The 16,976-nt window shown below is 63.2% G+C and carries 14 protein-coding genes and 2 pseudogenes; 5 read left to right on the top strand and 11 right to left on the bottom strand.

Translation table 11 applies throughout. The annotated features are described in order from the left end of the window. Positions 1-82: 82 nt before the first annotated feature. A complete protein-coding gene (locus OCS65_RS29530) occupies positions 83-1,120 on the bottom strand; it encodes an aliphatic amidase (RefSeq protein ID WP_088899712.1) in 1,038 nt (345 codons plus the stop codon). Positions 1,121-1,562: 442 nt separating this feature from the next. Here OCS65_RS29530 and OCS65_RS29535 point away from each other — a divergent pair, with 442 nt between their 5' ends. From OCS65_RS29535 to OCS65_RS29555, 5 genes are all read left to right on the top strand, one after another. Further along, on the top strand, positions 1,563-2,645 hold the full coding sequence (locus OCS65_RS29535; RefSeq protein ID WP_232512533.1) for an AAA family ATPase: 1,083 nt from the start codon (positions 1,563-1,565) through the stop codon (positions 2,643-2,645). Positions 2,646-2,886: 241 nt separating this feature from the next. Further along, on the top strand, positions 2,887-3,600 hold the full coding sequence (locus OCS65_RS29540) for an energy-coupling factor ABC transporter permease (protein ID WP_094979955.1): 714 nt from the start codon (positions 2,887-2,889) through the stop codon (positions 3,598-3,600). Next, the gene (locus OCS65_RS29545) at positions 3,587-3,940 is read left to right on the top strand and encodes an energy-coupling factor ABC transporter substrate-binding protein (protein WP_120285109.1); all 354 of its coding nucleotides are present in this window, start codon (positions 3,587-3,589) and stop codon (positions 3,938-3,940) included. Before OCS65_RS29540 ends, OCS65_RS29545 begins: the two co-directional genes overlap by 14 nt. A 37-nt stretch (positions 3,941-3,977) precedes the next feature. Beyond that, the gene (cbiQ, locus tag OCS65_RS29550; protein WP_094979957.1) at positions 3,978-4,730 is read left to right on the top strand and encodes a cobalt ECF transporter T component CbiQ; all 753 of its coding nucleotides are present in this window, start codon (positions 3,978-3,980) and stop codon (positions 4,728-4,730) included. Continuing rightward, positions 4,727-5,668, top strand: coding sequence for an energy-coupling factor ABC transporter ATP-binding protein (locus OCS65_RS29555; protein ID WP_232512537.1), 942 nt, complete (start codon positions 4,727-4,729; stop codon positions 5,666-5,668). Before cbiQ ends, OCS65_RS29555 begins: the two co-directional genes overlap by 4 nt. On the opposite strand, the pseudogene OCS65_RS29560 reads toward OCS65_RS29555, so the two are convergent. From OCS65_RS29560 to dnaK, 10 genes and pseudogenes are all read right to left on the bottom strand, one after another. After that, a pseudogene (locus OCS65_RS29560) lies at positions 5,649-6,606 on the bottom strand (IS256 family transposase); the annotation flags it as partial. The gene OCS65_RS29555 and the pseudogene OCS65_RS29560 sit on opposite strands and share 20 nt — an antisense overlap. A gap of 394 nt (positions 6,607-7,000) precedes the next feature. Beyond that, positions 7,001-7,440 (bottom strand): annotated as a pseudogene (locus OCS65_RS29565) (DUF1931 family protein). A 13-nt stretch (positions 7,441-7,453) separates the two neighbouring features. Then, the gene (locus OCS65_RS29570; RefSeq protein WP_263510608.1) at positions 7,454-9,169 is read right to left on the bottom strand and encodes an FAD-dependent oxidoreductase; all 1,716 of its coding nucleotides are present in this window, start codon (positions 9,167-9,169) and stop codon (positions 7,454-7,456) included. Then, positions 9,147-9,413 carry a UBP-type zinc finger domain-containing protein gene (locus OCS65_RS29575; RefSeq protein WP_071936080.1) on the bottom strand — a complete coding sequence of 89 codons (267 nt, stop codon included), beginning with the start codon at positions 9,411-9,413 and terminating at the stop codon, positions 9,147-9,149. Before OCS65_RS29575 ends, OCS65_RS29570 begins: the two co-directional genes overlap by 23 nt. Further along, on the bottom strand, positions 9,410-9,862 hold the full coding sequence (trxA, locus tag OCS65_RS29580) for a thioredoxin (protein WP_029540149.1): 453 nt from the start codon (positions 9,860-9,862) through the stop codon (positions 9,410-9,412). The genes OCS65_RS29575 and trxA overlap by 4 nt, the downstream gene beginning before the upstream one ends. A gap of 14 nt (positions 9,863-9,876) precedes the next feature. Beyond that, positions 9,877-12,507 carry an ATP-dependent chaperone ClpB gene (gene clpB / locus OCS65_RS29585; RefSeq protein ID WP_263510567.1) on the bottom strand — a complete coding sequence of 877 codons (2,631 nt, stop codon included), beginning with the start codon at positions 12,505-12,507 and terminating at the stop codon, positions 9,877-9,879. Beyond that, the gene (locus tag OCS65_RS29590; protein WP_088899724.1) at positions 12,489-12,818 is read right to left on the bottom strand and encodes a chaperone modulator CbpM; all 330 of its coding nucleotides are present in this window, start codon (positions 12,816-12,818) and stop codon (positions 12,489-12,491) included. The genes clpB and OCS65_RS29590 overlap by 19 nt, the downstream gene beginning before the upstream one ends. Continuing rightward, a complete protein-coding gene (locus OCS65_RS29595; protein WP_263510568.1) occupies positions 12,815-13,735 on the bottom strand; it encodes a J domain-containing protein in 921 nt (306 codons plus the stop codon). Before OCS65_RS29595 ends, OCS65_RS29590 begins: the two co-directional genes overlap by 4 nt. A gap of 5 nt (positions 13,736-13,740) precedes the next feature. After that, positions 13,741-14,265, bottom strand: coding sequence for a nucleotide exchange factor GrpE (locus OCS65_RS29600; protein WP_248690722.1), 525 nt, complete (start codon positions 14,263-14,265; stop codon positions 13,741-13,743). 8 nt (positions 14,266-14,273) lie between these two features. Beyond that, positions 14,274-16,154, bottom strand: coding sequence for a molecular chaperone DnaK (dnaK, locus tag OCS65_RS29605; protein ID WP_263510569.1), 1,881 nt, complete (start codon positions 16,152-16,154; stop codon positions 14,274-14,276). Positions 16,155-16,976 lie beyond the last annotated feature (822 nt).

Below are 16,976 nucleotides of genomic sequence, written 5' to 3' on the forward strand. Positions count from 1 at the left end.
GCCGAAGGCTGCAGTTGTAGGGTCACCTGTAGAGCGACGTTGCCCTATCCGTACCCAGCGCGACCTGCACCAGAACGATTCGCTAGGCATTCATCGTTCGCTCGGTGGGGAGATCGTACACCGGGCAGTCGGCGACGCCAATGGTCTCCCGGGTGATCGATTCGACCTGACGCTGGGTGGCTTCGGCGTCGTTGACCCAGTTCCGGTAGAACTCGAATGGGCACTCCGCCACACCTTTGTCGCCGTCGCCGGCAGCATGGACGCCCGTGTAGCCACGGTGCAGCAGCTTGAACAGGTGGTTCTGGGACTGGTCGTTGGCGCGGGCGTCGCGGATGGTGGACAGGGACAGCTGCGCGTACTGGATGCCGTACTCTTCCTCGCCGCACTCGCCCAGTGTGCGACCGTCGAAGCCGATGATGGCGCTGTGGCCGAAGTAGGAGTAGACGCCGTCGAAGCCCGTAGCGTTCGCCACGGCCACATAGCAGTTGTTCGCCCATGCCATCGCCTTGGCCATGAGAACCTGCTGGTCCTTGGCCGGATACATATAGCCTTGAGGGCGGACGATCAGTTCGGCGCCCTTCATTGCACAATCGCGCCAGATCTCGGGGTAGTTGCCGTCATCGCAGATGATCAGCGAGATCTTCATGCCCTTCGGGCCTTCGGTGACATAGGTCTGATCTCCGGGGTACCAGCCTTCGATCGGCGTCCACGGCAGAATCTTTCGGTACTTCTGGACGATATCGCCTTCGTCGTTGATGAGTACCAAGGTGTTGTACGGGGGCTTGTGCGGATGATCCTCGTGCTGTTCGCCGGTGATCGAGAAGACTCCCCAGGTCTTCGCCTCGCGGCAGGCCTGGGAGAAGATCGCTGTCTCGTCGCCGGGGATCGTTGCCGCCGTCGCGTACATCTCGTCCTGGTCGTACATGATTCCCATGGTGGAGTACTCGGGGAAGACCACCAGGTCCATGCCGGGAAGTCCGGCCTTCATCCCGACGACCATGTCCGCGATTGCTTGTGCGTTCTTCAGGACGTCGGCCTTGGTGTGCAGGCGTGGCATCTTGTAGTTGACGACCGCGACGCCGACGGTATCCGGGCTCGATGAAATGTCTCCGTGTCGCACTTGAGTGGGACCTCTCTCGTTGAGCGGGTACTGTGCCCCATCCGCGGGGCGAGATTACTTCCATCTGAAAGTAACTCCACACTAGAGGAATGACTGTTTCCTGACTGTTAAATCTGGCCGATCGGGCGAATGTTGGCGAGAAATCGCAGGTTGGGTGGTTGTCATCGCTATGGAGATGCTGGTATCAGTAGCATATGCTTCCGATTGGAAGAGTTTATGTGTTCGGCCGTGAATGCCTCGGTGCACGCCCCGTCGCGGTCTGTGCGGCGAGTGATTCGGGTGCCTGAATGACATCTGGTTGGAGACGGCATCGATGCGTACCTCCGAGATCGTCCATCCGGCAGTAGCAACCCAGACCGGCACACAGATCGCCTGATGTGAATACCGATACACGTGTGGATGCGCGCCACGCCGGTGCTGATCACAAGGAGGAGTAATCTCGATGTCCGGCTACCTGTCTCAAAAAGTCGACGATCTGAACTCGGGGCATGTCGCACGACCGGCCCCCCGGCAGTTCGCCATGGGCAGGTGCGCGTCCCCTCAACAGCTGTCCCAGAACCTCCAGCAAGCAATCCTGGGCCAGCACGACGCAATTGCCTCGGTGGTGCGTGCCCTCACGATTGCTGCCGCCGGTATTCGCGACCCGCACCGCCCGATCGCGTCGCTGCTTTTCGTCGGCCCGACGGGTGTGGGAAAGACCGAACTGGCCCGACGGATAGCGGCCGAAGTGGCCGGAGATCCGGACAAGCTCTGTCGGATCGACATGAACTCACTTGCACAGGAGCACTACGCAGCGTCGTTGTCCGGCGCTCCCCCGGGGTATTCCGGCTCGAAGGAGCAGTTCACCCTTTTCGACCGGGAACTGGTCGAAGGCAACATCTCCAGACCTGGAATCGTCCTGTTCGACGAGGTGGAGAAGGCCCACAAGACCGTCTTGCGGTCACTGCTGCAAATTCTCGACACCGGTGTCCTCACCCTCGCCTCGGGAACCTCGAGCATTTCGTTCCGAAACTCGATCATCCTCCTGACCTCGAATCTCGGATCCCACGAGCTGGCCCGACAAGCACGCGCCGGCTCGATGACCGTGCGCACTGTATGGAATACGGTGAAAAGCGCCGCCGGCATCGGGCTCGCTGCGGACCACGACCCTGTCATGGACGCGGTGGAAAACTTCTTCGACCCCGAGTTGTTCAACCGCTTCGACGAGATCGTCAAGTTCCGTCCGCTGGGCCGAGACGAGTCCCGGATGATCGTCGATCACGAGCTTGCGCGTCTGCGGACACAATTGCTCAAGAACGGTATCGAATGGGAACCCGACGACACCGTCTGCGAGTTCTTGGCGGACAAAGGATTCGACCCCGTCTACGGTGCGCGTAATCTCAAGAGGGTTGTGCGCACGCAGCTGCATGCACCCATCGCCGACCTCGTCGTCAACTCGGACCTGCAGGACCGACCCTTCCGGATCGCAACCTCGGTCCACCGCGAAACAATCATCGCCGTCAAGTGCAGGAACGACGCATTCTGACCTCAGAGCGGGGCCATACCACCCTGATCGGCTCCTCTCGACACCGCAGGGCCTGTCACCTCACCGCCCGGCGCGATCCCTCGGTTCCACAGTTCGAGCAGCGACTACACATAGCCGGTCCATGACCGGGCCGATCTGGCAGTGGCGAGGGTCAGATCCCTGATCGGCTCACCCCGGCCCGCCCAGATATCGGCAACTCGGGGCGCGAGTACTCATATTCTTCCGAAAGGAGCCTGTAGACATGCACATCGCGGAAGGATTTCTACCGCCTCTACAAGCGGCAGCATGGACGGCAGCAGCCGTACCCTTCGTTGTTCACGGTGCCACAGCGGTGGTGCGCCAAGTGCGGGAGAAACCCGAAACGCGCCTACTCCTCGGTGCAGCCGGAGCCTTCACCTTTGTTCTTTCGGCCGTCAAACTACCGTCGGTGACGGGAAGCTCGAGCCATCCCACCGGAACGGGCCTCGGGGCCGTGCTGTTCCGACCCCCGGTGATGGCGTTCATGGGCACCGTAGTGCTGCTCTTCCAAGCACTCCTGCTCGCTCACGGTGGTCTCACTACCCTCGGCGCCAACGTCTTCTCCATGGCGATCATCGGCCCCTGGGTGGGATACGGCGCATGGCGCGGGCTCCGCACCCTCAACGCTCCTGTCAGCGTCGGCATCTTCGCCGCGATGTTCTGCGCCGACCTCGCCACCTATTGCACGACCTCACTGCAGTTGGCCATCGCATTTCCCGACGCAACCAGCGGAATCGGAGGTTCGCTGGTGAAGTTCCTCTCGGTATTCGCGCTCACACAGATTCCGCTCGCAGTTATCGAAGGACTGCTCGGAGTCCTGGTCTTCCGCACACTGCGCAGGATCGCCGGCCCGGAACTCGCAGGCCTGAGCGTGCTGACGCGCCGCAACCGGGCAGAAGCCCAGACCCAGACGAAGGACAGCTATGTTGCGTCATAAGTCCGCCCTCACGACCGCATCACTGGTGATCGCGATCGCCCTCATCTTCGTCGCCTCGATCTGGCTCAACCGTGATCTGGACGAGGACGCGAGTTTCGTCGGTACCGACACCGCCGCGACCGAATACATCGAAGACGCCAACCCCGAGTACCAACCCTGGTTCTCCCCGGTGTTCACCCCCGGATCGGGGGAGATCGAGTCGGGCCTGTTCGCCGTGCAGGCCGCAGTCGGGGCCGCGGTGTTCGGCTTCGCTGTCGGCGCACTATGGCAACGCCGGCGCACCGAATCGGGGTCGTCTGCGACACCTCCGGCGCCGACCGCCGCCACAGCAGAGGATTGATCATCACACCGGCGATGCCCCCACCGAAGGGAACGCAATGTCCTCGAGCGCAGCACGAATCGACACAGTCGCCTGGCGAAGCCCGTGGCGGCAGAAAACCGTCGCCGAAAAAGCGGCGTTGTACGGCGGGGTCACCACACTTGCAGTGGTGCTGCCGCCCTGGCCGACCATTCCGATGCTGCTGGCACTGTGCCTGGCAACGACCCGGCCGGCCGGCATCCGATTAGGACACGTGCTGCGCTGCGCCCGCGGACCCGCTGCGTTCATCCTCATCGCGGCCGCGTCGACGATGCTCACGGTGGACTTGAACAACTGGCACCTGTCTGTGTCCGAAGAAGGAATCGTGCAGGCAGCCGCACTGGGCGCCCGGGCAATGACCGCATCCATCGCGATGCTGATGTTCGCCTCGACGACGCCGCTGACCACGGTGATGGCATCGCTCCGTCGACTCGGAGTGCCGGGACCCTGCATCGACGTGGTCACCGTTATGTACCGACTCGTATTCGTTCTACTCGAATCGGTCTCGGTGATCCGACAAGCACAGACCTCGCGCCTCGGATACTCGACCCCCAGACGCACCCTCAATTCGGCGGGCCTGCTCACCGCGGCCGTGCTCACACGAGCTTGGACACAGGCACGCCGATTGGAGATGGGGCTTGCAGGACGTGACTTCGGTATTTCGATGCCGACGCTCAATGCAGCGGCGGTGAACTGGCGTTTCATCGGCGCCTGTGTGGTGACGTTCAGCGCGATTGCTGGAGCGTCCCTCCTGGAAGGAACATTGCTGTGAGCCATCTATCGTTGTGCGCAAAGGGAATATCCTATTCCTATCCCTCCGGCACCGAACCTCTCGCCGGCGCCACGATCGACATACCACCCGCGTCTCGGGTGGCGATCCTGGGTGCCAACGGCTCAGGGAAGACGACACTCCTGAAGATTCTCGCCGGCTCGCTCGAACCCACCAGCGGCACCGTCGAAGTCGACGGTGTACCGCTTCGGCACACCCGACGCGGACTACGCAGGCACAGGCAGGACGTTCAACTCGTGCTGCAAGACCCCGACGACCAACTGTTCTCGGCTGATGTTGCCCATGACGTGGCGTTCGGACCGGCCAATCTCGGCTTGAACAGGTCAGAAATAAGCGAACGAGTCGCCGAGGCACTTGATCTACTGTCCATCGAACCGCTCGCCGACCGACCGACGCACGAACTGTCCTACGGAGAGCGCAAACGCGTGACCATTGCAGGCGCGATGGCTATGCGCCCCTGCGTGCTGCTGCTCGATGAGCCATCAGCCGGTCTTGACCCAGCAGGAGTCGAGGAAATGTTCCAAGCACTCGACAAGCTCGAAAAAAACCACACCACAGTCGTTTTGTCGACTCATGACACCGCCCTGGCCTACGAATGGGCCGACTCCGTAGCCGTGGTACACGGAGGCGCCGTTCGGCAAGGACCCCCCGACGAGATACTGCGCGATGGCAACGTCATGACCGCGGCACGGCTGCGGCCCCCCTGGCTGATCGAGCTATGGGACCGTCTACACGCACGCGAGGTGGAACTACCCCGCTCCGTGCCACGAAACACCGACGAATGCGCACAGCACATCGCCGAACTACTACAGTCGCGCAACACCGCCTGGCAGCTGCAGTTCACACCGGAGGGGGCAGGGCCTGTCAGTTCTCCGGTGGATCCGGTTCTGGCGCATAGGTTTAGTTCTCACTCGGGGTGATCCGGCCCTCCAACGTGATAGCGAAAGCGTTCAGTGCCGGCTTCCACCTCGTTGCCCATCGTGCTCTTCCCTTCCCTGTCGGGTCCAGCGCTCGGGTCGCCAACGCTCGGGTCGCCAAATACAGACACTTCAACGCGGCCTGTTCGTAGGGGAAATGCCCGCGGGCCCGGATCGCCCGGCGGTATCGCGCGTTGATGCTCTCGATCGCGTTGGTACTGCAGATCACGCGTCTGATCTCCGGGTCGTAATCGAGGAACGGCACGAATTCGCTCCAGGCGTTGCGCCACAACCGGGTGATCGCCGGATAGCGCGGACCCCATTTGACGGTGAACTCGTCGAACCGCTCGCTGGCCTCGCCTCGGTAGCTGCCGTGGGGGCACCTCCCTGCACGTAGTGCTCGGGGGAGAGATCGGCCGCAGATCCCGGCTCATCTCGTCCCAGTACCTGCGTGACGCGTAACGGAAGGTGTTGCGCAGCAGATGGATCACACACGTCTGGACGATCGCATGCTCCCACACGGTGGTGATGGCCTCGGGTAGGCCCTTGAGTCCGTCACACACCACGATGCACACGTCGCCGGTGCCGCGGTTCTTGATCTCGGTCAGGACGGCGAGCCGGAACTTCGCGCCCTCACCGCCGTCGCCGGCCTACAGTCCGATGATGTCGCGATGCCCGTCGACGGTCACGCCGATCGCCACATAGACCGGCCGGTTGGTGACCTGTCCGTCGCGAACCTTGATGGGGATCGCATCGATGAACTTCCGCCGGATACACCGGATCGAGCGGCCGGACGGACCACTCCGTCATTTCGGCAAGAACCTTGTCGGTGGGGGTACCTCCCTGCACGCAGTGCTCGGGGGAATCTTGCTGATCGTCTCCTTCGACACCGTCGCGCCGTAGACGTCGTCGAAGTGGGCGGCGATCTCGCCGGTAGTCAACCGAGTAGGACCGTTCCCGGCCCGCGCATCCCGTGCGTGTTGGAAGCGGGTATCGAGCGTATCTATGCGGGGCGGTGAAGTTGCGGCACACCCCCGGGGTGATCCCTCCTTCTGTATGTCGTTACAGATCCAGTTCACGAAGCGGCGCAATGTAGGCCGAAGACGAAGCGGCAACGAGAGGTGTTCCGCCCGGATGAACGTGGCGATGTACCCGCATGCTTTGACGACAACGACCGCAGGAGGGAAGACCGATACGTGAATGTTGATCGTCCTCATCTACGAGATGTCGTTTGTGAGTAGCGGTGCATTCCGCCTTTGCATCTTGGCCAGATCACATCGTCCTCGATGTGTCTGGCACGTTTGTCCGCCATCAGTGCCCGGTCGCTGGCTGGGTTCAGAGCAGTTGATGGAAGATGTCGAGGGTGACGTTCCATTCGGCGGTCCCGGGTTTTTGCGGTCCGGCTGGACAGTGACGAAAGTGCGCGCCAGCGCCACGCTCAAGCCTCCGGCAATCAGCGGCAATCTCTGCTCGGTTTTCTCGGAGAGGGCTACGTCCAAGGGCGGTTGGGCCGCCAGTTGGTCGAGCAGAGGTTGTAGTTCGATCTCCTCGTCCAGCTTCTCGAATCGGTCGATGCTCTCCTGCAGCCCCTTGGTGATCGGCAGGTCCCACGGTTCGATCACGTCCCGAAGGTTTGCCTTTGCCGAGGCCTTGCCGATGAGGATCACGTCGTAGATCTTGTCGTCGATGAAATCTGTATAGCGTTTGAGATCGTTCCGGTCGACGTGCAGTCCAGCCGCTGCCCGGAAGAACCGCTGGAATTTTGCAGTGCCCATCACTGGCATGTCGTCAGCTCCTCTCGAAGTATTCATGGATTTGTCGTACCGCCATCGCTCCTTCACCGACAGCGGATGCGACCCGTTTTACCGAGCCGCTGCGGACGTCACCCGCTGCGAACAGGCCGGCCCGGCTTGTTTCGAGTGTTCTCGACGGCGGGGCGCCGGGTCTCTGGTTGCCGTCCTCACGGGCGTGGACGGCGTCCACGCCCGTGAGGACGAAGCCGTGGTCGTCGAGCGCGATCGCGTCGGTCAGCCACCCGGTATGCGGCGTCGCCCCGATGAAGACGAACAGAGCGTGCACCCGGATCCTGGCCTTGTCGCCCGTGCAATTGTCCTCGATTGCAATCTCTTCGAGGTGCTTGTCGCCGTGGACCTCACGAATCTCGGCATTTCGGTGCACGGTCACGCGCGGATGGCGTTCGATCTGGTCGACGAGATACCGGGACATACTTTTTCCGAGGTCGTGGCCGCGGATGAGGAGGTGAACGTGGGAAACTTGGTCTGCGAGGAAGACGGTGGCCTGGCCGGCGGAGTTTCCGCCGCCGACGATGGCTACAGGGTCGGTGCCGCACAGACGCGCTTCCTGATTGGTTGCGGCGTAATACACGCTTCTCCCCTCCAGTGCCTCGATTCCCGGAACCTCCAACTTGCGATATCGCGCCCCGGTGGCGAGCACGACCGCCCGGGCGCGGATCTCGCCGCCGTCCGCCAGTTGGAGCACATGGTGCCCGCCGTCGGATCCCAAACCGGTCACCTCCGCCGATACTAGAAGGCGGGTACCGAACTTCCCGGCCTGAATCACGGCCCGCTCCGCCAATTCGGCACCGGAGATCCCCGCCGGAAAGCCCAGGTAGTTCTCGATCCGGGAGGAGGTGCTAGCCTGCCCACCTGCAGCGATCGACTCCAGTGTCACCGTGTTCAACCCGTCGGATGAGCCGTACACGGACGCGGCCAGACCCGCCGGTCCGGCACCTACGACGACGAGGTCGCATACGTCGTGCGCTGCGTCCGGGACCGGAAGCCCGACGATGCGGGCGAGTTCGGCGTTCGTCGGATTGCGCAGCACCTTCTCGCCGTGCCAGATCACGACGGGAGTGTCCTCTGGGGCGACACCCAGGCTTTGCAGCAGTTGCTCCGCCCGTTCGTCTTGCTCCAGATCGATCCATTTGTGGGGCAGCCGGTTGCGCATCGCGAACTCGCGAAGCCGCAACGTGTCCGGGGAATAGCAGGAGCCGATGATTCGGAACCCCGAACCGAGCCCGATCAGTAGGTGCCGGCGCACCAGGTAGGCCCGCAGGATCAGATCGCTGAGCACGAGGTCGTGGGCGACGAGCTCGCGCACCCGCTCGGCTGGGACGACGAGCACCTCGCCGTCCTCGATCGCCTCGGCGGTGAAGAACGCCACCTGGCCATCCAGCAGTCCGAGCTCGCCCAGGAATCGGCCCGGACCGTGCAGGCGCAATATCCGACGCTCACCGTCCTCGGCGCCCTCGTCGATGATCGCGACCTTGCCGGAAAGGACGACGAAGAAGTCGCTGCTGCGGGTGCCCGCTCGAATCAGCACCTCGCCGGCGTGAACCGATCGACGTGTGCCTCCGGTCTCGAGCGTCGCTACCTGGGCGTCCGTCAACCGCGGGAATGCCCCGACTGCATCCGGAGTCTCGTCGTCGACGAGCTGACCGTCGCCGAGGCGTGGGGCGTCCTCAGACGAAATTCTGGTCGACATAACACCAACGCCAATCTTCACCGGGTTCCATCGACTGGACGATCGGATGGCCAAGGGCGTGAGCGTGTGCGCTCGCGTGCTTGCCCGGCGAGGAGTCGCAGCAACCGACGTGTCCGCACGACAGACACAGCCTCAGATGTACCCACGGGGTGCCGAGGCGAAGACATTCCTCGCAACCTTGTGGAGTGCGGGGCGCCACGGCCCGGATCGCGATCACATGTGGGTCCGCGTGGGCAAAAGTCATGAGTTCGCCTCCTTGCCTGCTTTTTCCGAGAGCGCCTGATCGAGCCATGTGCGCAACACCGGTACCGGAGCGGCGCCCGCCTGACGAGCGAGTACCTCACCGCGGTCCATCACCAGCAGCGTCGGAACGGCACGGACGGTGAAACGTTCGGCCGTCTGGGGTGCAGCATCCACGTCAACCTTGACGAGCTTGATCTGACCTGCGCGTTCTGTGGCGAGCTGCTCGAGCGCGGGGCTGACCATTCGGCACGGAGCGCACCACGTCGCCCAGAGGTCAACGAGTACAGGCACCGAGGATTTCTCGGCGACCTCCGCGAAGTCGCCATCCCCTGCCGAGGCGATCCAGGGCAGCGGCTCGTGGCAATTTCCGCAGCGGGGTCTCCCGTTCCCGGCCGCCGGTACCCTGTTGACCTTGCCGCAGTGTGGGCACTTCACCTTGTCGGATCCCATGACGACACCCCTTCTCAGGCCGCGATGGCGGGTTCCGCATATGCGACGGACAGTTCGCCGTCATCGACCGTGACATCGATGGTGCCGCCCGGTTCGATTTCGCCGCGCAACAGCGCACGACCTATCCTGGTTTCGACCTCATGGGCGATATACCTGCGCAGGGGTCGTGCACCGTAGACCGGGTCGAAACCGTGTTCGGCAATGAGCCGGCGTGCTTCCGGTGTGATATTCAAGTGTATCTGTCTCTCTGACAATCTATTCCGCAGATCGGTGAGTTGTAGCTCGACGATATGCTCGATCTGGGGCAGCGTGAGCGGGGTGAACAACACGATGTCGTCGATCCGGTTGAGGAACTCGGGACGGAAGTGCCCGCGCAGTTCCGCCAGCACCCGCGCCCGGGCGTCCGGCTTGATCTCGCCGTCCGCTGTGACTCCGTCGAGGAGATGCTGGGATCCGATGTTCGAGGTCATGATGATCACCGTGTTCCGGAAATCGACCTGCCTGCCTTGAGAATCGGTGATCCGGCCGTCGTCGAGCACCTGTAGAAGGGTATTGAAGACGTCGGCATGGGCCTTCTCGATCTCGTCGAAGAGCACCACGGAGTACGGCTTGCGACGCACCGCCTCAGTGAGCTGACCCCCCTCGTCATACCCGACGTACCCGGGGGGTGCACCGATGAGTCTGCTCACCGTGTGCCGTTCCTGGTACTCGCTCATATCCAGGCGCACCATGTTGTCTTCGCTGTCGAAGAGGGCACTGGCCAGCGTCTTTGCGAGTTCGGTCTTCCCCACACCTGTCGGGCCCAGGAAGATGAACGAACCGATCGGCCGGCGCGGATCGCGGATACCCGACCTTGCTCTGATTACCGCGTCTGCGACTAGTTGTACCGCCTCGTCCTGACCGATGACTCTCTCGTGCAGGATCTCGTCGAGCTTCAACAGTTTCTCCCGCTCGCCTTCCTGCAGTCGAGCGACCGGGATACCCGTCCATGCGGCCACGATTTCTGCGATCTCGTCTTCGGTGACCACCTCGCGCAGCAACGGATTGCGGCCTTGCCTGGTGGCCAATTGCTCCTCCGCCGCCTTGAGTTTGCGTTCGAGTTCGGTGATCTCGCCGTATCGCAGCTCGGCGGCCCGATTGAGGTCGTAATTGCGTTCGGCCTCCTCGGCTTCGTGTCGCAATCGTTCCAGCTCTCCCCGTAGCTCCTGCACCCGACGGATCGCTTGGCGCTCTGCCTCCCACTGAGCGTGCCGGGCGTCGGTCTCGGCCCGCAGATCGGCCAGTTCCTTACGCAACTCCTCGAGGCGTGTCTTGCTGGCGGCGTCCGTTTCCTTGGACAGGGCGGCCTCTTCGATCTCCAGCCGGGTCACTTTCCGGGTGAGTTCGTCGAGTTCGGCGGGCATCGAGTCGATTTCGGTGCGTAGGCGGGCGCACGCTTCATCTACCAGGTCGATCGCCTTGTCCGGAAGGAAACGGTCGGTGATGTACCGGTGCGAGAGGGTCACGGCGGCCACCAGTGCGCCGTCCTGGATCTTCACGCCGTGAAACACCTCGAGGCGTTCTCGAAGTCCGCGCAGAATCGAGATTGCATCCTCGGCACTGGGCTCGTCGACGAGAACGGTCTGGAATCGACGCTCCAATGCTGCATCGGATTCGATGTGCTTGCGATACTCGTCGAGAGTGGTGGCACCGATCATGTGCAGTTCGCCGCGGGCGAGCATCGGTTTGAGCATGTTGCCGGCGTCGAGAGATCCCTCGCCGCCGACCGATCCTGCGCCGACGACGGTGTGTAACTCGTCGACGAACAACAGGATGCGCCCCTCGGCCGCTTTCACCTCGGACAGCACCGCCTGCAGCCGTTCCTCGAACTCGCCGCGGTACTTCGCGCCGGCCACCAGGGAACCCATGTCGAGCGAGAAGATCGTTTTGTCGCGTAGGCCCTCGGGCACGTCGCCGCGGACGATCCGCTGGGCGAGTCCCTCGACGATCGCGGTCTTGCCGACGCCGGGGTCGCCGATCAGCACCGGATTGTTCTTCGTTTTCCGGCTCAGGATCTGCGTTACCCTGCGGATTTCGGCGTCTCGCCCGATGACCGGATCGAGTTTGCCTGCTCGGCCCTCGGAGACGAGGTCGCGTCCGTACTTCTCGAGCGCCTCGTACGCCCCCTCCGGGGTGGCCGAGGTGACGCGCTGGTTGCCGCGCACTGTGGTCAAGGCGGCGAGGAAGGTCTCTCGTGTGACCCCATGGCTGGTGAGAACCCGTCCGGCCGCACTGGTCGACCCCTCCTCGGAGAGGGCCATCACGAGATGCTCCACCGACACGTAGGAATCCTTGAGTCGCTTTGCCTCTCGTTCGGCGGCGTCGAGCAGTTTGGCCAGGCGCTGGGTGATCATCACCTGACCGGGCGTCGCACCGGGGCCGCTGACCTTCGGCCTACGCATGAGTGCCTGTTCCAGATCGGAGCGTAGGGCGTCGACGTTCGCACCGGCCTGCTCGAGCAGTCGCGGTACGAGCCCTTCCTGCTGATCGACCAACGCGAGCAGCAGGTGCTCTCCGTCGACCTCGGTGTGGCCCATTCTGGTCGCGATGTTCTGGGCCTCCTGCAGGGCTTCTCGTGACCTTTCAGTCAGACTGCCGGTGTCCATGGGGGTGTCTTCCTTCCGTGGGACGCTGCTTCGAGTTTCTCGATTCGATCCAGCAGATCGAGCACGAGCCCGATTGCCGAGTAGTTCAGGCCTAGACCCGTCCGCAGCCGTTGGATGCGGGCAGCGTGGGCCACTGCTGACGGTTCGAACAATATTTCGCCGCCGGGGTCGCGGCGTGCGTCGAGCAGGCCGAGAGCCACGAGTTTTCGTGCCAGGTCGGGGTGCAGCCCGGTACGTTCGGCGAAGACATCTAGCGACATTCCGGTACGGCGAACCAATATGTACTGGGTGCCCGGGGTCGGGGTGCTCATGGCTGTTTCCTCGGGTCGAAGTTCGATTCGGCGGCCAACTGTTCGAACAGCTCGCGTTCACGTGCTGTCGGTTTCGGTGGCACCATCACCTTGATTTCGGCGTAGAGGTTGCCGTTGGGGCCTCGCGGGTTGGGCATGCCTTCTCCGCGCAGGCGCAGCTTCCTACCTGTGGACGAGCCCGGTACGACTTTGACTTTCGCCTCACCGCCGGGAGTGGGAACGGCGACCGTCGCGCCGAGGGCTGCTTCCCAGGGGGAGACGGGAAGGTCGACGTAGATGTCCCGGCCCTGTACGCGGAACCGGGAATGCGGTTTGATCCGGACCACGAGGTACAGATCCCCGGGCGGTGCGCCGCCGTTGCCTCGGCCCCCTTGCCCGGCCAGCCGGATTCTTTGGCCGTCGAGGACACCGACCGGAATGTTGACGTCGTATCGTCGTCCGTCCAGACGGAGAGTGCGTTTGCCGCCCCGGTACGCCTCTTCCAGGGTCAGTTCCAGTTCCGCTTCCTGATCGGCGCCGGGAATCGGGCCGTACGCGCCACCGCCGCCGAACATCTGTCCGAAGAGGTCCTCGAAGTCGACGCTCCCCTCGCCGTCTGTGCCGTGTCCGAAGTGCACCCTCCGGCCCCCGCCGCTGTACCTTCCGCCGCCGTACCCGCCGGCGCTTGCCCGGACCCGTTCGTCGTAGTCCTCGGGTACCCGACGGAAGTCGTCCCCGAATCGGTCGTAGCGTTTCCGGGTGTCTGGGTCGGATAACACTTGGTAGGCCTCATTGATCTCTTTGAACTTGTCTTCCGCAGTGGGGTCTTTGTTGATGTCGGGGTGATATTTGCGGGCAAGTCGGCGGTAGGCCTGCTGGATTTCGTCGGTGTCGGCGCTGCGCGGGACCCCGAGCGCTTCGTAGTAGTCACGCGCCATGGCGCTCACTCCTCAGGTCGGCTGACGACCACGGTGGCGGGACGCAACTGCTGTCCGTTTTCTCCGTAACCTGGCCGCAAGACCTCGATCACGGTTCCGGAGGGAAGGTCGGGTTGGGTCACCACACTGACTACTTCGTGGAGTTCCGGGGTGAACGGCACACCGACCTCGTCGTGGCGCTCGAAGCCGAGCCGTGACAGTATCTGCACCGCTTGGTCCCGGATTGCCTTCACACCCTCGACGACGGCCTGAGGATCGCTATCCGCATGGGCCAGCGCGAGCTCCAAGTTGTCCAGGACAGGCAGCCACGCCGCCGATACTCTCGCTGTCTCCGCGGCGCGTTCACGGTCGAGATCTTTGGCATACCGCTTGCGCAGGTTGTCCAGATCTGCGAGTGCTCTGCGCCAGCGGTCCTCGAGTTGAGCCAGCTTGGCTTCGGTATCGGTGTGATCAGGCCTCGTCTCGGTCTGGTCGGTGTCAGTATGGTCGGTAGCCTGCTCGGTCGTCGAATGATCAGCAGATCTGTCCATCGGGTGCCTCAGCTCCGATCGAATTCGGCGTCGATCACGTCGTCGTCATCCGACGACGCAGCGTCTCTTCCGCCGGCCTGGTATCCGTCGCCGCCGTTTTGAACCGCTGCAAGCCCGTAGAGCAACTGCTGCAGCTCCGAGGTCAGTGGCTCTACCTCCGAGGGTGGAGCACCGTCTTCTACAGCCTTCCTCGCGTCGGCGATCAACATCTCGGCACGCGCTTTCTCGTGCGGTGGCGCACTGTCACCCAGTTCGGCAAGTCGCCGTTCCACCTGGTAGGCAACCGAATCGAGGGCGTTACGTGCGTCGACCGCCTTGCGCAGCTCCTCGTCCTCACGCCGGTTCCGTTCGGCCTCGGCGAGCATGCGCTCGACCTCGCTCTGGTCGAGGTTGCCCTGTTCGCTGATCGTGATGCTCTGCTCCTTGCCGGTGTCTTTGTCACGGGCGGTGACGTTGAGAATGCCGTTGGCATCGATATCGAATGTGACTTCGACCTGCGCCTCGCCGCGTGGCGCAGGTCGGATGTCTTCCAGCCGGAACCGGCCCAGCACCCGGTTGTCGGCGGCGCGTTCGCGTTCGCCCTGCAGGACTACGACGTCCACGGCGGACTGATTGTCTTCCGCTGTGGAGAACACTTCGCTGCGTCGGGCGGGGATCGTCGTGTTGCGCTCGATGATCTTGGTCATTACCCCGCCCTGCGTCTCGACGCCGAGGGACAGTGGGGTGACGTCGAGCAACAGTACGTCGGAGACCTCACCTTTGAGCACGCCTGCCTGGACCGCGGCACCGAGCGCCACGACCTCGTCCGGGTTGACGCCCATGTGGGGATCCTTACCGCCGGTGAGCCGGCGAACGAGTGCCTGTACCGCCGGAATGCGTGTCGAACCACCGACCAGGATCACCTCGTGGATGTCGTTGGCGGTGATCTTGGCGTCACTCATTGCCTGCTTTACCGGACCGAGGCAGCGTTCCACCAGATCTGCCGTCAGATCCTCGAACTTCGATCGCATGATCGTGGTGGTGAGGTGTTTGGGGCCGTTCGCGTCTGCGGTGACGAAGGGCAGGTTGACCTGGGCTTGAGTTACCGAGGACAACTCGACCTTGGCCTTCTCTGCCGCCTCGAAGAGTCGTTGCAGCGCTTGTGGATCCTTGCGCAGATCGATGTTCTCCGCGCTCTGGAACTCGTCGGCGAGGTAGTCCACCAGGCGCCGGTCGAAATCGTCTCCGCCGAGGTGGGAGTCGCCGGCCGTCGAGCGAACCTCGACTACTCCCTCGCCGACATCGAGCAGGCTCACATCGAACGTGCCGCCGCCGAGGTCGAAGACCAGTACGGTCTCGTGGGTCTGTTTGTCCATGCCGTACGCCAATGCCGCCGCGGTCGGCTCGTTGATGATCCGCAGGACCTTGAGGCCCGCGATCCGGCCGGCGTCCTTGGTGGCGTTGCGCTGCGCGTCGTTGAAGTAGGCCGGAACGGTGATGACCGCTTCCTTGACCTTCTCGCCGAGGAACTTGCTGGCGTCGTCGACGAGTTTGCGCAGCACCAGGGCACTGATCTCCTCTGGTGCGTACTTCTTACCTCGCACGTCGAATCGTGCCTCACCGTTGTCGCCCGGTACGACGTCGAAGCTGACCGCTTTGGCCTCCTCGGAGATCTCGTCGAAATGACGTCCGATGAAGCGTTTCGCCGAGTAGATCGTGCCCTTCGGGTTCAGGATCGCCTGTCGTCGGGCCAGCTGACCCACCAGGCGCTCGCCGCTATCGGTGAATGCCACCACCGACGGCGTCGTCCGCGCACCCTCGACATTGGAGATCACCACCGGTTCGCCGCCTTGCCAGCTTGCGATGACCGAGTTGGTGGTGCCCAAGTCGATGCCTACCGCAGTTGCCATGATTCATTCCTTTCGATTGGTCCGGCCGGTGAGTCGGCGGACGGCTTGGTCCGCGACTTCGACGTCGGCGAGGACTTCGGAGTGCCGTGGTTGTGTAGGGACATGGTTGTAAGGACTGGGAACGGGGTGAAGTCGCGCTGGCTGCCCTGCCCTGTGATGCGTGCATGAGCAGGCCGAACAGAGCGCCGACAACGGCATCGAAGATCGGCGCGTAGAAGGTGAGATCGAGGCCTGTGCGCGGCGGCCGGCCTCGGTGGAGTAATCCGAAGATCCAGCCTATTGGTGTAGCTGTCGACGCGCCCGCGGCGCCGCGCGACGCGGCCCAGCGGTGATTCAGTGTGCCGATGACCTATTCGACCGGCTCGATGTCCCGGCGCACGATGGCTAGTTTGCCTACTGCGAAATGTTGGCCGGAGAGGTCGTCGAAGGCGTTTTCAGTTTCGGCGAAGTTGGCGAACGTTACTATTTTTGAGGGGCAGATCGGTGCGGACGTACCGTGGTAGTCCCGCCGCTGGACTCTGGCATCACCTCCCTGCCTGATGGGTGGCCGGCCAGAATATCCCCGTGTGGTGCCGCTGCCGCGGATGCCTGGGGGTTGTGCGTATGGGCAGTCCCAGTGTCATCCGATGCGGTTCGGCGGCAGGGAGGATTGTCGCGTCAGGGTTGCGTGAGTCCTGCACGTACCTGGCCTCTACCTCGGTCCGGGGCACTTTCTCAGTATCCGCCCAGAACGGTGCCTGCCGTCATGGAATGTGGAAACCGGCGCAGCGGGTTCAAGTATTGGTCGTAACCCTGCTGATTGGAGAGGAGTGTGCGAATGGG

This window comes from Rhodococcus aetherivorans, from assembly GCF_025722975.1.
In the GTDB taxonomy this organism is placed as follows: domain Bacteria; phylum Actinomycetota; class Actinomycetes; order Mycobacteriales; family Mycobacteriaceae; genus Rhodococcus; species Rhodococcus aetherivorans.

Coding starts and splice junctions, on each gene's coding strand:
- OCS65_RS29535 (WP_232512533.1), top strand. CDS start 1,563: ATGTCCGGCTACCTGTCTCAAAAAGTCGACGATCTGAACTCGGGGCAT.
- OCS65_RS29540 (WP_094979955.1), top strand. CDS start 2,887: ATGCACATCGCGGAAGGATTTCTACCGCCTCTACAAGCGGCAGCATGG.
- OCS65_RS29545 (WP_120285109.1), top strand. CDS start 3,587: ATGTTGCGTCATAAGTCCGCCCTCACGACCGCATCACTGGTGATCGCG.
- cbiQ (WP_094979957.1), top strand. CDS start 3,978: ATGTCCTCGAGCGCAGCACGAATCGACACAGTCGCCTGGCGAAGCCCG.
- OCS65_RS29570 (WP_263510608.1), bottom strand. CDS start 9,169: ATGTCGACCAGAATTTCGTCTGAGGACGCCCCACGCCTCGGCGACGGT.
- OCS65_RS29575 (WP_071936080.1), bottom strand. CDS start 9,413: ATGACTTTTGCCCACGCGGACCCACATGTGATCGCGATCCGGGCCGTG.
- trxA (WP_029540149.1), bottom strand. CDS start 9,862: ATGGGATCCGACAAGGTGAAGTGCCCACACTGCGGCAAGGTCAACAGG.
- clpB (WP_263510567.1), bottom strand. CDS start 12,507: ATGGACACCGGCAGTCTGACTGAAAGGTCACGAGAAGCCCTGCAGGAG.
- OCS65_RS29590 (WP_088899724.1), bottom strand. CDS start 12,818: ATGAGCACCCCGACCCCGGGCACCCAGTACATATTGGTTCGCCGTACC.
- OCS65_RS29595 (WP_263510568.1), bottom strand. CDS start 13,735: ATGGCGCGTGACTACTACGAAGCGCTCGGGGTCCCGCGCAGCGCCGAC.
- OCS65_RS29600 (WP_248690722.1), bottom strand. CDS start 14,265: ATGGACAGATCTGCTGATCATTCGACGACCGAGCAGGCTACCGACCAT.
- dnaK (WP_263510569.1), bottom strand. CDS start 16,154: ATGGCAACTGCGGTAGGCATCGACTTGGGCACCACCAACTCGGTCATC.